15 protein-coding genes are annotated in these 14,065 nt (G+C 51.4%); 4 read left to right on the forward strand and 11 right to left on the reverse strand.

Going from position 1 to position 14,065, the window contains the following annotated elements; genetic code table 11:
- Positions 1 to 27: 27 nt before the first annotated feature.
- The 4 genes from ACFOLF_RS03705 to ACFOLF_RS03720 form a co-directional block, all read right to left on the reverse strand.
- Complete coding sequence (locus ACFOLF_RS03705) at positions 28 to 1,056, reverse strand: metal ABC transporter substrate-binding protein (RefSeq protein ID WP_210039758.1); 1,029 nt, start codon at positions 1,054 to 1,056, stop codon at positions 28 to 30.
- 100 nt (positions 1,057 to 1,156) lie between these two features.
- Positions 1,157 to 2,050 carry a metal ABC transporter permease gene (locus tag ACFOLF_RS03710; protein WP_210039757.1) on the reverse strand — a complete coding sequence of 298 codons (894 nt, stop codon included), beginning with the start codon at positions 2,048 to 2,050 and terminating at the stop codon, positions 1,157 to 1,159.
- Positions 1,996 to 2,703, reverse strand: coding sequence for a metal ABC transporter ATP-binding protein (locus tag ACFOLF_RS03715; protein ID WP_210039756.1), 708 nt, complete (start codon positions 2,701 to 2,703; stop codon positions 1,996 to 1,998). Before ACFOLF_RS03715 ends, ACFOLF_RS03710 begins: the two co-directional genes overlap by 55 nt.
- Positions 2,704 to 3,135: 432 nt before the next feature.
- On the reverse strand, positions 3,136 to 3,573 hold the full coding sequence (locus ACFOLF_RS03720) for a Fur family transcriptional regulator (RefSeq protein ID WP_210039755.1): 438 nt from the start codon (positions 3,571 to 3,573) through the stop codon (positions 3,136 to 3,138).
- Between the two features lie 189 nt (positions 3,574 to 3,762).
- On the opposite strand from ACFOLF_RS03720, the gene ACFOLF_RS03725 reads away from it, so the two are divergent.
- Together ACFOLF_RS03725 and ACFOLF_RS03730 are read left to right on the forward strand one after the other, a co-directional pair.
- Positions 3,763 to 3,960 carry a hypothetical protein gene (locus ACFOLF_RS03725; RefSeq protein WP_210040028.1) on the forward strand — a complete coding sequence of 66 codons (198 nt, stop codon included), beginning with the start codon at positions 3,763 to 3,765 and terminating at the stop codon, positions 3,958 to 3,960.
- Positions 3,961 to 4,243: 283 nt separating this feature from the next.
- Positions 4,244 to 5,746, forward strand: coding sequence for an MDR family MFS transporter (locus tag ACFOLF_RS03730; RefSeq protein ID WP_379113305.1), 1,503 nt, complete (start codon positions 4,244 to 4,246; stop codon positions 5,744 to 5,746).
- Between the two features lie 40 nt (positions 5,747 to 5,786).
- Here the strand turns inward: ACFOLF_RS03730 and ACFOLF_RS03735 are convergent, their stop codons facing one another.
- The gene (locus ACFOLF_RS03735) at positions 5,787 to 6,503 is read right to left on the reverse strand and encodes an AAA family ATPase (protein WP_210039754.1); all 717 of its coding nucleotides are present in this window, start codon (positions 6,501 to 6,503) and stop codon (positions 5,787 to 5,789) included.
- A gap of 246 nt (positions 6,504 to 6,749) precedes the next feature.
- Here ACFOLF_RS03735 and ACFOLF_RS03740 point away from each other — a divergent pair, with 246 nt between their 5' ends.
- Positions 6,750 to 7,907 (forward strand): SGNH/GDSL hydrolase family protein, encoded by a 1,158-nt coding sequence (locus ACFOLF_RS03740; RefSeq protein ID WP_379113357.1) that lies wholly within the window; start codon positions 6,750 to 6,752, stop codon positions 7,905 to 7,907.
- A gap of 15 nt (positions 7,908 to 7,922) precedes the next feature.
- On the opposite strand, the gene ACFOLF_RS03745 is transcribed toward ACFOLF_RS03740, so the two are convergent.
- The 3 genes from ACFOLF_RS03745 to ACFOLF_RS03755 all read right to left on the reverse strand — a co-directional run bounded on the left by ACFOLF_RS03745 (position 7,923) and on the right by ACFOLF_RS03755 (position 9,603).
- Positions 7,923 to 8,300 carry a VOC family protein gene (locus ACFOLF_RS03745; RefSeq protein ID WP_210039752.1) on the reverse strand — a complete coding sequence of 126 codons (378 nt, stop codon included), beginning with the start codon at positions 8,298 to 8,300 and terminating at the stop codon, positions 7,923 to 7,925.
- 159 nt (positions 8,301 to 8,459) lie between these two features.
- Positions 8,460 to 8,600: a hypothetical protein gene (locus ACFOLF_RS03750; protein ID WP_210039751.1), complete on the reverse strand. Its 141-nt coding sequence runs from the start codon at positions 8,598 to 8,600 to the stop codon at positions 8,460 to 8,462.
- Positions 8,601 to 8,646: 46 nt separating this feature from the next.
- Positions 8,647 to 9,603, reverse strand: a complete 957-nt coding sequence (locus ACFOLF_RS03755) for a carbon-nitrogen hydrolase family protein (protein ID WP_379113303.1) — start codon at positions 9,601 to 9,603, stop codon at positions 8,647 to 8,649.
- Positions 9,604 to 9,853: 250 nt separating this feature from the next.
- Here ACFOLF_RS03755 and pdxR point away from each other — a divergent pair, with 250 nt between their 5' ends.
- Positions 9,854 to 11,296, forward strand: a complete 1,443-nt coding sequence (gene pdxR, locus ACFOLF_RS03760) for a MocR-like pyridoxine biosynthesis transcription factor PdxR (RefSeq protein WP_210039749.1) — start codon at positions 9,854 to 9,856, stop codon at positions 11,294 to 11,296.
- Between the two features lie 135 nt (positions 11,297 to 11,431).
- Here pdxR and ACFOLF_RS03765 read toward each other — a convergent pair whose 3' ends face one another.
- The 3 genes from ACFOLF_RS03765 to ACFOLF_RS03775 all read right to left on the reverse strand — a co-directional run bounded on the left by ACFOLF_RS03765 (position 11,432) and on the right by ACFOLF_RS03775 (position 14,056).
- The gene (locus tag ACFOLF_RS03765) at positions 11,432 to 12,367 is read right to left on the reverse strand and encodes a phosphotransferase family protein (RefSeq protein ID WP_210039748.1); all 936 of its coding nucleotides are present in this window, start codon (positions 12,365 to 12,367) and stop codon (positions 11,432 to 11,434) included.
- Between the two features lie 33 nt (positions 12,368 to 12,400).
- Positions 12,401 to 13,426 carry a THUMP domain-containing class I SAM-dependent methyltransferase gene (locus ACFOLF_RS03770; protein ID WP_210039747.1) on the reverse strand — a complete coding sequence of 342 codons (1,026 nt, stop codon included), beginning with the start codon at positions 13,424 to 13,426 and terminating at the stop codon, positions 12,401 to 12,403.
- A 351-nt stretch (positions 13,427 to 13,777) separates the two neighbouring features.
- Positions 13,778 to 14,056, reverse strand: coding sequence for a hypothetical protein (locus tag ACFOLF_RS03775; protein ID WP_210039746.1), 279 nt, complete (start codon positions 14,054 to 14,056; stop codon positions 13,778 to 13,780).
- Positions 14,057 to 14,065 lie beyond the last annotated feature (9 nt).

Consider the following 14,065-nt stretch of genomic DNA (forward strand, 5'->3'; position numbering starts at 1 on the left):
TACGATAATGACCGGAAATAAAAAGCACTATTCATTCAACGCTTTCTCCAGACCTTCAAGATTGGATTTCATAACGGCGATATAATCCAGATTTTTGCTGATTTCTTCTTCAGTCAGCCCTTCCAGAGGATTAAGCACATCCGTTTTGGCTCCTATTTCATCCGCGATGGTTTGGGCGACTTTCGGGTCAACCAATGTTTCGAAGAAAATGGTTTTCACTTCGTTTTGTTTGGCGAACTCCACTATTTCAGCCATTTTTTCCGGAGACGGCTCTTCCTCCGGCGACAATCCGGCAATCGGAATCTGGGTGATCCCATATTCCTTGGCCATGTATCCAAAAGCCGCATGCTGGGTCACAAATCCTTTTCGTTTCGTATTGGCAAGACCTGTCTTATAGGCATCATCCAGCTCCTGGAGCTTGGCAAGATAAGCTTCGCCATTCTTCGTGTAATCCGCTTCATTGGCAGGATCCGCCTGAATGAGCGCAGCCTGGATAGCAGCCACTTCCTTCTGGGCAAGCGCCGGGTCAAGCCATACATGGGGATCAAGAACGGGACCGGCATCCGCTGGCGCCTCTTCCCCTTCTTCCTCCTCCGCCGTTCCTTCCATCAGAGCAAGGCCCTTGCTGGCTTCAACGACAATCCGTTTGTCATTGGTTGTGCTGCTTATCGCGTCGTCCGCCCAGCCTTCAACGATTCCGTTGTAAACAAATACATCGGCTTCCTGCACCTGAACCATATCCTTGGCGCTTGGCTCCCAATCATGGGGCTCTGTACCGGAAGGGATCAGTCCAACGACATCGGCGTGATCGCCGGCCACCTGTTTGCTGAATTCCACCATCGGATAAAAGCTGGCGACGATTTTCAGCTTCTTGCCGCTATCCGCATTTGTGCTGCCGTTTGCCCCACTCGAAGCAGTTGTGCTGTTTGCAGCCGCTGCATTGTTATTGCCTGTGCTTGCCGTATTGCCCGCATTATTCGTATTTCCCCCGCAGCCCGCGATCAATACCGCTGAAGCAGCCACCACTGCCAAAGATTTGCTCAACCCGAATTTCATTTTTCTTCCTCCTTGTGATCTTTGCCAGCCTGAAGGCGCCCGGTTCTGCATCCACATACCCTATCGGAACTTTCAGGCCGGCTTGTTCTCTTTATACTGCTTAATGAAGCGACGAATCTTTAGAAAATCGGGGCAGCTGCCCTATTACGGCCGCCTCCGGTTCCTTCCTGGTTTTGCTCCTGCTTCTAACCAGCCATGCCGCGAATTTCTTGACGCCGATGCCGGCGATCAGAATGAACAGCAGCAGCAATGCAATCGTACCGCCGGGCGGCGTGCTGAATTGATAAGAGGCGGTCAAGCCGGAGAAGACGCCAATCAATCCGATGATCATCGCATAAATCAGCGCCGCCGTGAAGCTTGGGGCAATCCGGATCGCGAGCGCCGCCGGAAGAATGATGAGCGAGGAAACAAGCAGCACGCCCACAATCGGCATGGCCGCCGCCACAATCATGCCCGTCAGCACGCTGAAGCCAAGCGATATCCATTTTACGGGCAGCCCGCTTGTTCTGGCTGTCTCTTCGTCAAACGTAATTTGATAGAGGGGCCTCCTGCAGAGGAAGAAAAATAATCCTCCGGCGATTGCCACCGCAGCCATTAATTTCAATTCCGTACTGTTTACAGCAACGACCGACCCGAACAGATAGGAGGAGAAGCTTTTGTTCACGCTATGGTTAAGACTCATCAGCACAACCGCGCTGGACAAGCCGCCGACCATAATAATGGCAATGGAAATCTCGCTGTAGGTTTTATAAGAGCGTCTGACATATTCCACTGCTATTGCGCCAATAATGGCAACCGCAAATCCGGTCAATGTCGGATTGATATGAAGATAAGCGCCGCCCGCAACGCCTGCAAGCGATACGTGAGAGAGCATGTCTGCCATGAGCGCCTGCCGGCGCAGCATCAAATAAACGCCAAGCACCGAGGCCACCAGCGCAATCAGCCCACCGGCATAAAATGCCCGCTGCATGAAGTCGTAGTGCAGCATTTCCATCCGCCATCCTCCTTCCGAACGAGCTCGATCACCCGGTCCAGATAAGGACTGACCTCCGATAATCCATGGGTCACCATAATAACAGTCCTTCCGTACTCCTTCACCTGATGCCGCATGAGCTCATAGAGGCCGAATCGGCTCGCCTGATCCATACCGGTCGTAGGCTCATCGAGCACAAGCAGATCCGGCTCCTGCGCCAGCGCCCGGGCAATACAGATACGCTGCTTCTGCCCGCCTGACAGCTCCCCGATCCTGCGGTGCCGCAGATCCCACATGCCGACCTGGCGGAGAGCCTGCTCGGTGCTGTCATGATCCTTGGCTTTCAACCGGCGCAGCCATGAACCGTGAACATACCGTCCGGACCGCACAAATTCTGCGATCGTACTAGGAAATCCGCTGTTGAAAGCGGCAATTTGCTGCGGAACATAGCCGATGACAAGCTTGTTTCCTCTGGCATTCTTGGGGGATAAACGGACGTCACCCTTCCACGGATCCAGCAGGCCCAGCACCAGCTTGAGCAGTGTTGTCTTGGAGGCGCCATTGGGTCCGGTCACGGCAACAAACTCATCCGAGTGGATCTCCAGACTTACATCTTCCAGACAGGGCACATCCCGGTATCCGAACTCAACGCCTTGCATTTCGGCAAGCAGCATGCTTGAATCCCCCTTCCTTTCTCTGATTGCACAAAACCATTCTATTTATATGTAAGTTTTACGATTTTGAGACATGCTAGAAGAAACGGGTTTCGCCGTCCTTTAGCGGCGCAGTTCATTTCCTCCAACAGAAATATAAGCAAAGTATCGGGGTATTTGATATTTTCTTATATTTTTAGAAGAAACGGCTCCTGCCGTCCTCCGTTTTCCTTAATCGTAATATTTACTCAATGAAGTTTACCAGCTAACGCAGCATTAGTCAATGCCGCAGACCAGCCGCCTTTTATTTCCTTATCCGTGGCGATGCAAGCCGCTCTGCCTCCCCAGTATGAACCTCAAAAAAATAAAAAGGGCCGATTCCCGCATGGAAATCGCCCCCTTAACCGCTTGCCGTCCTTTATTTTAAACCGATTCCTTGCCGCAGCAAGGGGATCAGGCCGATGCTTCCACCTGGCAGGTTTCACATATCCCGTAAACCTCGAAGCGATGATTAATGATTTTGAAATTACCCGGCAGCTGCAGGGAATTTTCCATGGGACAATAATCAAAGGTCAACGTTTTCTCGCAGTTCACGCAGATGAGATGGTGATGGTGATGCGTGGTGCAGCTGCCCCTGAATTTGAGCCCGCCGTCCATAAAATAAAACTGCTCCAGCGCTCCCATCTCGCTAAGCAGCCGCAAATTGCGGTATACCGTATCAAAGCTGAGGCTCGGATATTGGACAGTCATCAGATCATAAACGTCTTTTGGGGACAAATAGCCTTCACGCTTCGTAAAAATCTCCGCCATCATGCGGCGCTGCTCCGTTATTCTCCAGCCGTTCTTCACCATAACATCGATAATCTGCTGCATCCTATTTTGTTCAGCCATAGTAGCAATCCTTTCAACTTGAGTCTTCATTTCATCATGCCGCACTTTATGAAGATATGTCAAGACTATGAACGTTTACACGCGCCAACATGAGCCAGATGCAGGAAGGACTGTATATTCAAACCCAATTTGCAAAAGCTAACCCCGTGCCGAGAGCGATCGGCAATATGAATGAGGAGGCAACTGACAGTGTCCAATAATGTGAACAAGGATCGGAACCGCCACGGCGGAAGCGATAATAACGGGCAAAGCCAATCCGAGGTGCATGGCGGCGAGTTTCGCAATGGACGAAAAAGCATGTTCAAGAATAACAATCCCCAGGGGGATGAAATACCAAACGAGTACATCAGCAAACTTGAGGACGATATTGAGGAAGAACAAAAGTAATCTTGCCATCGCAAGTCAGGCAGACGGGAAGCTCTTCAACATGGGGGCTTCCCTTGTCTGCTGCGGCATTATAAAGAAGCGGAATAAACATAAAAAAAGAGCACCCTGTTTGGGGCGCACTATATCAATAAGATAACTTACCGGAAAGAAAAAGTCTACTCTTTTTTCGATTTTTCCGTTATATTTTTTATGCTGCTTTCGCAGGCCTGCAAACAGCACCAATATTTCCGGGACTTCCTGACGGCAAGATAGAGGGACTTCCTGAGAGACGGAGTGTGCGATATTGAAACAACATGCCCATATCAAATGGATTACAGCCGGGCTGCTGCTTGGCTTGGTACTGGCTTCCCTGGATCAGACCATCGTGTCCACTGCCATGCCGACCATTGTTAAAGATTTATCGGGACTTCATCTATACAGCTGGGTATTCGCGATCTACATGCTGGCCTCCACTACGACTATTCCCATCTATGGAAAGCTAGCCGACCTGTTCGGTCGCAAAAAAGTGTATATGGCCGGCTTACTGGTATTTCTGGCAGGCTCTGCTCTGTGCGCCATGTCCGGAACGATGACGGAGCTCATTATATTCAGAGCCGTTCAAGGCCTGGGTGCCGGTGCTTTAATGCCCATTGCCTTCACCATTGTCGGCGATCTGTATCCGCCTGAGCGGCGGGGAAAATTTCAGGGATTGTTTGGCGGCGTTTTTGCGCTGACCAGTACCTTCGGCCCCACGCTCGGCGGAATCATCGTCAATTATTGGCATTGGGGATGGATTTTCCTGATTAATCTGCCTATCGGGATCGCTGCGGTACTCATTATTCTGATCGCCATGAAGGAGAGCAAGGGCGCGGAGAAACGCTCCATCGACTGGTATGGGGCGGTCACGCTGAGCGGTGCGGTCGTTTCCGTTCTGCTCGCTCTGGTGCTGGCAGGCGGAGGACAGGAGGACGGGACTCATTTGGGATGGGGCTCCTGGCAAATCGTGAGCCTATTCGCAGTTAGCGCCTTGCTATTGGGATTGTTTCTATGGATTGAAACGCGGACCCATGAACCGATTATCCCTCTACAGCTGTTCAAGCTGCGGGAAATCGCGTTCGGCAACATCGCCGGATTCTTCATGAGTGCGGCCATGTTCGGAGCTATTGCCTACATTCCCTTGTATATTCAAGGCGTTATTGGCGTGAGTCCTTCTGTAGCCGGATATATTCTAACCCCTCTGATGCTGTCTGTCGTTATCACTTCAACCTATGGCGGACGGCTCATGGGCAAGGTATCCTTCCGGACCCTGCTTCTGCCAAGCCTGGCCATGATGGCCGGCGGTCTCCTGCTGCTGAGCACTATGACCGCAGAGACAACCCTGGCGCAAATTATTCTCTATATGATTGTGACCGGCCTTGGCATAGGCGCCGTTTTCCCTGTCCTTGGAACGGCCGCCATGAGCGCCGTAGATTTCGAAAACCGGGGGGCCGCCACCTCATCCTCGCAGTTTTTCCGTTCGATCGGCGGGACAATCGGAGTCAGCGTGTTTGGCAGTCTGCTGGCACAACGGATGACTCTCGATCCGCAGCAGCTGCTGGATGGGGATTCCCGGAGCAAGCTTCCCGGCAACGAACTGATGGAGCTCCAGCAGTTATTCAGCAGCGCTCTGGATCATCTGTTTGCAATCGGCAGCGTGCTCGTCCTGATTGCGCTCGCGGCGAGCTTCTTCATGGGCAATGCGCGGCTTGTCCAGCGGCCCATCCGCACCAGCCCGCCTGCCGAGCAGCCGTCTTCCCTTACTGAATAAGCGCATGCTCACAACAAGCTTATCCCGCAGCAGATAAGGATCAGTCAATCAGCTCATTTAGATAGCTTTTCCTGTTTTCCAGAAATCTCCGGGTGATCTGATAATGATCGGTATCCTCATAACGGATCATTGCCGGCGGCCTTGCGTCAAAGCTGTAAATATCGGCGTTCGGATAGCCCAGAAGAATCGGGGAGTGGGTGGCAATAATAAGCTGCGCATAACGCTGCAGCTCATGAATCATGCTGAGGAACACCAGCTGTCTTGCCGGTGACAGCGCAGCCTCGGGCTCGTCAAGCAGATAAATTCCCCGCTGGCCGAATCTGTTCTTGAACAGGGAGAGGAAGGATTCGCCGTGCGACTGCTCATGCAGCGATTTGCCGCCGTAAGCATCATAAACGGATGCGTGCTCCCTGGCGATGTCGTCTATATGGTTGGCAAAATTATAAAAGGATTCCGCCCGCAGAAAAAAACCATTGGTCAATTTGGGCATCCACGATAGCCGGATATAATCACCAAGCTGTGCTCCTGCGGAGGCCAGCTCATATTGATTATTGCGCCCGCCCCCTGCTGTGTTGAAATGGCATTGATAAGCGATCGCCTCCAGCAGCGTTGACTTGCCCGATCCATTCTCTCCGACCAGAAAGGTTACTTTCTTGCCAAAACGCAGCCGATCCAGAGACTTAATGGAAGGAATATTGAACGGATACCTGTTTCCCGCAGGTATCTTTTCTTTAAGCGTACTCACTTCAAGCAGCATTGTCAGCTTCCCTTCGTTAGACCGGATTGAGCAACTCGTCACATTTCGACCCGATATCCGTCTCAGAATAACCTACATCCAGCCAGGACACGAGTAAATAATTGTAAAAAATATAAATTTTGCGCAGTTCATAAATAAATTTTTTATGAAAAGGTTCTGTTATTATTTACATTAATCATTGTAAATGATACGATTTGTATCGTAATAAACAAAACTAAATAGTAGGAGCTGGTGATATTGAAGAGAATGATTAAATTATTCTTAATAAAACCGATTCTGCCAGCAGGGTTTCTAGTCATCATTCTTGTTTTCACATTATTTTTAGGCAGTCAAAATTTGCAGAACAAAATCAGGATGACCTCGACAGTAAATGCCGCTTCCCTACAGATTCAGCCAAATACCTCGAATGTGTACGACAAAATGAAGACAGGCTCATTCATCAACTATCTGGTGGTCGGAGATGCTATCGGTCAAAGCGACGGGGCAGGCCGCAAGCGGGACAAGTGGTTTTACCAGTTCGAGGATCAGATGAAAACAACCCGCCAGGTGACGGCGCTGCGAACGCTGGTCACCAATCCCACAGGTACCGTTTTCGGAGGATGGTCAGACTACTGGAAGCTCTTGAACGTCAATGCCAGATATGATCTGGCCATCATCAGCTTCGGCCAGAATGATCAGGCTGCACTGGACCCGCAAACGTACGGTGCGATCTGCGAGAGCCTGATCCGCAATATCAAGAACCGTAACCCAAAAACTGAAATTCTGCTGCTTATCGAGAACACCGTGAAGAAAAACGCATACCCCGATATACTCAAAAAACTGAGCGCCTATTACGGGCTCACCGCAATCGATATCAGAAACGAATTCCTCTCCAACCAAAAAGAAAAACTGACGGATGACGGCACTCTTCCCAATAGCCGCGGATATGAGCTTTACACCGGGCAAATTATGCAAGCACTGGAAGCCGATCTGAACGCTGGCAAAACCATAACAGCGATTCCCGAAACGCCTCTTTTCCCGGATTCGGAGCTGTTCCATACAGGAAAAGAAACGATGATTTCCCCTACTGACATGAGCTCGCAAGGATTTGTTGAAAACAACAACGGCTATACAGGCAGCCGCCCTGGGGACTATATCAGCAGTTCCTTCGAAGGGAACGTGCTGGGTCTCAATGTCGAGACTTCAAGCAGCGGCGGAATCGGCAAAATATATATCGACGGTAAGTTCGCGGGCATGGTGGATGCCTATTCCAAAGTCTCCACGACAAAAAAGATGTTCATAACCAGCGGTCTGACATCGGGCGCGCATTCATTTAAGCTGGTCGTCACCGAGAACAAAAAGAAAGAGTCCTCAGGAACGACGATCAGACTGCTTAATCTGATTACCAGCGATGACAAGTCATAAAAAGCAAAAAGCTGTTCAGTTCGGCCGATATGCGCCAAGCTCATTGCCGAAAGGATCGACGAATTTGATTACCCAACCGAAGCCTTCATCCTGATACATACGGATGAAGGTATTATTTTTGTCCAGCTGCTGCTTCAATTGAACCATATTCTCCGTAATGAACATAAAAGCCGGCATTGGAAAATCCTCCTCCGACAGCCATTGAACCTTCGTTTCCTTATTGCTGTGGTGGAGCATCAAAAAGGGGCCTTTGGCAAAACGCAGCCATGCTGCATGCTTATGTACAGATTTAACCTCGAGTCCGAGCACCTCGGAATACCACTGTATCGCTTTCTTCAAATCACTGACGGGCAATTGAACATGGTCTACTCCCTGGATGTAATGAGTGCGCAAGAAATTCCCCTCCCCAGCCGCTTCATACCCCTTTGACAGGGCAGTACAGATTATTGCAATCATACCATATATGGCAATAATCTGAAAATGCACCTTTCAAAAACCTTACATGGCAAGAAGCGGCCTTGCCGTCCTTAAAGAGGGGGCTGCTGCCCTATGCTAATTGTCTGTCCGGTCGATCTCGCTGGTCCTGTCCTCCCATCTGCGGGAATAGGCTTTGTTCGTTACCCAAATGGTTATCCAGGTTACGATAATGGCAATAATAATGGCACATATCCATACAAAAGCAGGTACACCCATTTTGTCCACCTCCCTTATCTATTGTGAAGCAGGCTGCCGCCAGGTCCTATCCCTTAAAACGGACGATGCTCTGCTTCGACTCGTTAACGGTCAGCTGGAACACATCAGGACGGCTGTAATGGCCGACTGCGTCAAAGTCAAACCGGCTCTGCGTTACCAGCGCCATGTCCAGCTCGGCCATAATAAGGCCTTCTTCATCATACAAAGGCTGGGCGACATATTCGCCCAGCGGCCCTACAACCGCGCTGCCGCCACGGCACAGCACCTCCGGATCGCCTGCGATATTGTCATAGCCGTATAAATCCTCGGGATAGGTCGATTTTGTTGCATATTGATTGCTGGATATGACGTAGCAGCGTCCTTCGCAGGCAATATGCCGGAGGGTAGCCTGCCATGTGTCCCGGGCATCCGCAGTGGGCGTGACCAGAATATCGATACCTTTGGCGTACATGGCCGTTCTCGCCAAGGGCATATAATTCTCCCAGCAGATCAAACCGCCAATACGGCCAAAAGGCGTGTCGATCACCGTCAAGGTGCTGCCGTCCCCTTGCCCCCACAGCAGCCTTTCGGCTCCTGTCGGCATCAGCTTCCGATGCTTGCCCAGCACTTCCCCGTCCGGCCCTATATACAGGATGGTGTTGTAAAGCGTAGCGCCGCTGAATTCCCCGTCGCGCTCAACCACTCCGATAACCAGATAAAGACCGGTCTCACGGGCAATCTCGCCTAGACGAAGCGTATCCTTGCCCGGAATATCGACAGCGCTCTCCCAGTATCTTGCGAAGTCCTTGCGGCCTTCCATCGTTCTGCTGCCGACCCGGGCGCCGAAGGAAAGCCCTCTCGGATAGCCGGCGACAAAAACCTCTGGAAACACAAGCAGACGGGCATCTTGAGATTGCGCTTGCGATGCGTAATCGGCGATACGCTCCAATGCCGACTCCTTGTCAAATAGAACCGGCGCCGCTTGAACCACTGCAATCCGTACATTTTGCCCCATCCTGACCATCCTCTCCTGCAAGCCCTAATTCATCTCTGTTAAAGATGCAATTCTGTTCGATATGCCCCTATCATAGAAGCAAATGATCCCCTTGTAACCAGCCAATTGGATCAGAATGAACCCATCCATTTGAGGTGAATTGATGAATTGGATGGTCAATTGCAAATCCAATCGGTAGGCTGTATGATAGCTTGAACCGGTTATGATACGTTTGTACCGTTCAAGCCTGTATTTTATTTGTCAAAGGTGTGACTTCTAGATGTGGAAACCTGACCGCCATTCGAAACACCCGATATACCGGCAAATCGTGGAGTATTTGGAGAGGAGTATTGCATGCGGCGAGCTGCCTCCGGGCAGTCTGCTTCCGTCCGAGCGGAAAATGGCGGAGCAGCTGGATGTGAACCGCAGCACCATTGTTCAGGCCTATGAAGAGCTGCGCGCATCCGGATTGCTGGAAAGCGCTGTAGGCAGAGGCACCAGCGTCAGCCGCACCAAATGGGGGCTCACTCCATCCCATACGCCAAATTGGCGGCAGTACACGGAGGGAGGAGCTTTCATGCCCAATCTCCCGCTGATGCGGCGTATCCGCGAAGTCGTCCGTCATGACGCGAATTTGATCGATATGGCAAGCGGCGAGCTATCGGCCGATTTGTTTCCCAATGAACTTGTCCAGGAGCTTCTGCGGGAGCAGCCCTTTACGGAGCATCTGGGCTATGATCATCCCCAGGGCAGCCCGGCGCTGCGCACGACCCTGGCAAGGTTTCTTAGCCGCCGGCACGGGATAGCCGCCACGGAATCCTCCATATTGATTACATCGGGTTCCCAGCAGTCCCTGTACTTGATCACCCAATGCCTGTTATCACCGGGAGATGCGGTAGCGATTGAGGATCCCTCCTACTGCTACTCCCTGCCGATGTTCCAGTCTGCAGGCCTTCGCATCTGCCGGCTTCCAGTTTACAAGGACGGCATTGATCCGGAGGATGTCGCCAGGCTGTACCGCGAGCACCGGATTCGAATGGTCTTTCTGAATCCCAATTTCCAGAATCCCACCGGGAGTATTCTCAGTCTGACGAAGAGGAGACGTCTTCTGGAAATCGCCGCAGAACTCAGGATTCCCATTGTCGAGGACGATCCTTTCAGCCTCACCTCGATGCTGCCGGAGTCTCCGCAGACGTTGAAAGCACTGGACAAGGACGGCATCGTGATGTATATCGGCTCCTTATCCAAAATTGCCGCCTCCGGCCTGCGGATTGGCTGGCTTGCTGCCCCGCAATCTGTCGTCAGCCGGCTCGCGGATGCGAGGCAGCAAATGGATTTTGGGCTCAGCATCGTGTCGGAATGGCTGGCGGAACAACTGATGCGCTCCGGACGTTTTGAGGACCACATTATCCATTTGCAGATGGCGCTGCAGCAGAAGCGGGACGAGATGATCGACGCCCTGAACAAATATTTGCCGGATGCCGTCACCTTCGACCTTCCGCATGGCGGTCTGAACCTGTGGTGCAAAATCAACCGGAAGGTAAATGACAGCCGTCTGCTGGAGGAAGGAATCCGCAGCGGAGTCGTATTCGTCCCCGGAACCGTATATGGATCAGAGGAAGGTTATATCCGGCTCAGCTACGCCAAGCCCAGGCTTGAGGATATAGAACCGGGGATCAGGGCTTTGGCCCGTGCGCTGCTTGGACAGTCAGCTGTCCGCTGAGCTCCTTCAGTAACAACCGGTAATTATTCCTCCCTCCAAAATAAGCAAAGCTTAGCCAAATAAACGCTTACTTGTATTTCAAATAAGCCTTTCGGAACTGCATCCGAAAGGCCATAGAAATGAAGGGGGCATTCATTATATCTTATTCCCGGCAATACGGCGGAGCAGATCGTCCCTTACATAAACATAGGCATGCTCGTCATTGGTTCTGGCATAGAATCGCAGAGCATCAAGACCCTTGCACAGCAGAGCCGAGAGAAACCTCTCTTCAAAATGCCTGATCTCTCTGCCTTCGGCTTGACAATGCTTATAATAAAGTTCGGGAAGCCTGACATGCGGCGACCACAAATCAAAGGTGGACAGGTCGAACATATAATCGCCATACATCGCCATTTCCCAGTCAATCACGCCAGTCAATCGCGGCCCGTCTGCGATCAGATTTCCCGTATGAAAATCTCCATGAACCAGATAACGTTCCTCCTGGCTGTACGCAGCCAGCCTCATCATCTTGCCGTATAAGGCATCGAACAGTCCTTTATCCAGGAAACTCCCCTCAAACAAACCATGCCAGCCCTGCCAGAATCCCGGCTCTTTCTCATCGAAGGACGATTCCAGATGCGCCTGCCAGCTTGCTTGGCTGCCATTGCCGGAAGGCAGAATCCATCCGAACCCCTGTGTCTCCCCCACATTCAGCTTGTTTATCCCGGCAAAAAGCTTAATCAGCACGGATTGGAGCAGGGGCAGCTGATCCGCATCATATTGAACCAGGGTCTTTCCCGCAGCGCGCTTGGAGATCGCGAAGTACATGCCGTTAACAGGACCGATTTCAATAATTGCCGGAATCGGCAGCTCATCTGAACCGAAATGGTCGGACAGGTAACGCTCTTTTTGAAATCCGCTCTCCTGGGCATTAAAACGAACAACATAATCCTGCTCCCTGAACCGGAAGAAATATGCGCGGTTGACCTCTCCCTGTTCAATAGCCTCCAATCCTGAAACAGGCTCTCCCCAATAATCCTGCAGAAAAGCAGCGGCGGACTGGCCGTCCATATCAGACTTGATGTCAGACATATAAATCCCTCTTCTCTTTTTTTAAAATGTCAGCTATTTGGTTAAACGGTAGATCGCGGGCTGAATCCCTTTCAGACTGATCCGCATCAGCTCCGTACAGTCAAGCCCGTATTGCTCCGCTGCCGAGCGAAGCAGTGCGCCGTCTTCCGCAAGAAGAACAGCTCTGCCCGCCGGGTCAAGCAGCCTGGACATTTCCCTGAGCAGAGCGCCATACAGCTCCTGCAATGACTCGCGCTGGCCTATTTGCCTGCCGAACGCCAGGTTGCTGATAATCGTGCTGGCCCAGCCGTTGTCAATCGGCAGATTCCTTGCATCCCATTGATGAATAGCTGCCGGGAACCTCCCCGGCAAATTATGCCTGCTGGCCTGAACCGCATTCGCGGAACAATCCCCTCCCCTGATTTCCCGAAGAGGATAAGCCAGGCGTTCGCCTACTAATGTTCCGGATCCGCAGCACGGATCGATGATGCGGTCGGCAGGCTGCGGCGATGACAGCCACACAAGCGCGTGGGCAACGGTTGGGCGAAGAGCACCGGGAGTGAAGATGCGTTCCCTGGAGCGGTATCTGAAGGTTGAATCCGTCATACGGAATGAAAAAACAGCTGCATCATCATCAATATCCAGGCGAAATTCGCAGCCGTGACTCTCAGGGCTTCCCTTTCTCCACCTGGGATAATGCCTCCCGATGCCGCATATGGCCGCCTCAGCCGCCTCAAACCGGCTGTAGCTGTGCGCACCCTTCCGGCTGGCATTGACCACGAATCCCCCCTCGCGCAAGCCGGCGGTATCTGCAAAAGATAAATCGCATGCCGCGATATTCTTCTGCAGTCTGGGCAGATCCGAGCGGTGGAGCCCAACAGAAAAGCAGCAGATTACACGGTAAATATTATCAGCGGTGCGCAAGGACAGAAGATCGCGGGCGGGCAAATCCGTTTCAAAAAAGATTTTTCCTCGTTTAATCGACTTGATTCGCGCCTCCGGAATTTTACGGGTCATTTCATCAGCCAGGACGGCTTCTATTCCGGGGAGCACCGTGGCCATATAACGAATTCTATTCATGCTGGGTTCCTCCGATAATGGAAAATCGGAAAACCGGCTGAACGCAAAAAAAGCCGCAAATGAACAAATGTCCATTCACAGCTCAGGCATACAACGGGTAATAACTGAAATAACCCTGTTTATTTGCAGGAGCAACCGATTGACCGTAATGTTCAAGACATTTCCGGTATCCCAATCTAGCCATGAAAAATCAATCCGGCCATCCGACCGAATCTTCTCATCTCAATTTGGAAATACCGTCTATTCAGTTTATTAGGACTGAACAGCTGTCAAGAATACGGTCATCATCATCACGGCAAACTACCTCCTGCTTCAACGTACTCTTCATTCTATAGGAAACGCTTGCAGCAATCAAGATTTTTTGAGATAACGCCTATAGCCAAGCTTTCCCAAAATAAACAGGACACTTCCTGCCAGGACAATAAATATGAACATGCAGACCTCTTGATTCGGACTCTCCACCCGGCCAAAGGAAACCTCGCTTGCAGCCGGCTCCACCGTATTATACGCCTCGGCAATGTCAGGCACATATTTCATGGTCATGTAGACGCCTTGTCCAATCTGCACCGCCAAATAAATAACGGCGAGCGCAGCCCCTGCCAGCAGGCTTTGCAGAATGGTCCTGATCAATTCCCCCAA

This window comes from Paenibacillus sepulcri, from assembly GCF_042647105.1.
Taxonomy (GTDB): domain Bacteria; phylum Bacillota; class Bacilli; order Paenibacillales; family Paenibacillaceae; genus Paenibacillus_Z; species Paenibacillus_Z sepulcri.

What these genes read in the sequence shown, in the direction of transcription:
- ACFOLF_RS03705 (WP_210039758.1), bottom strand. Translation starts at nt 1,056, where the DNA reads ATGAAATTCGGGTTGAGCAAATCTTTGGCAGTGGTGGCTGCTTCAGCG.
- ACFOLF_RS03710 (WP_210039757.1), bottom strand. Translation starts at nt 2,050, where the DNA reads ATGGAAATGCTGCACTACGACTTCATGCAGCGGGCATTTTATGCCGGT.
- ACFOLF_RS03715 (WP_210039756.1), bottom strand. Translation starts at nt 2,703, where the DNA reads ATGCTGCTTGCCGAAATGCAAGGCGTTGAGTTCGGATACCGGGATGTG.
- ACFOLF_RS03720 (WP_210039755.1), bottom strand. Translation starts at nt 3,573, where the DNA reads ATGGCTGAACAAAATAGGATGCAGCAGATTATCGATGTTATGGTGAAG.
- ACFOLF_RS03735 (WP_210039754.1), bottom strand. Translation starts at nt 6,503, where the DNA reads ATGCTGCTTGAAGTGAGTACGCTTAAAGAAAAGATACCTGCGGGAAAC.
- ACFOLF_RS03740 (WP_379113357.1), top strand. Translation starts at nt 6,750, where the DNA reads ATGATTAAATTATTCTTAATAAAACCGATTCTGCCAGCAGGGTTTCTA.
- ACFOLF_RS03750 (WP_210039751.1), bottom strand. Translation starts at nt 8,600, where the DNA reads ATGGGTGTACCTGCTTTTGTATGGATATGTGCCATTATTATTGCCATT.
- ACFOLF_RS03755 (WP_379113303.1), bottom strand. Translation starts at nt 9,603, where the DNA reads ATGGTCAGGATGGGGCAAAATGTACGGATTGCAGTGGTTCAAGCGGCG.
- pdxR (WP_210039749.1), top strand. Translation starts at nt 9,854, where the DNA reads ATGTGGAAACCTGACCGCCATTCGAAACACCCGATATACCGGCAAATC.
- ACFOLF_RS03765 (WP_210039748.1), bottom strand. Translation starts at nt 12,367, where the DNA reads ATGTCTGACATCAAGTCTGATATGGACGGCCAGTCCGCCGCTGCTTTT.
- ACFOLF_RS03770 (WP_210039747.1), bottom strand. Translation starts at nt 13,426, where the DNA reads ATGAATAGAATTCGTTATATGGCCACGGTGCTCCCCGGAATAGAAGCC.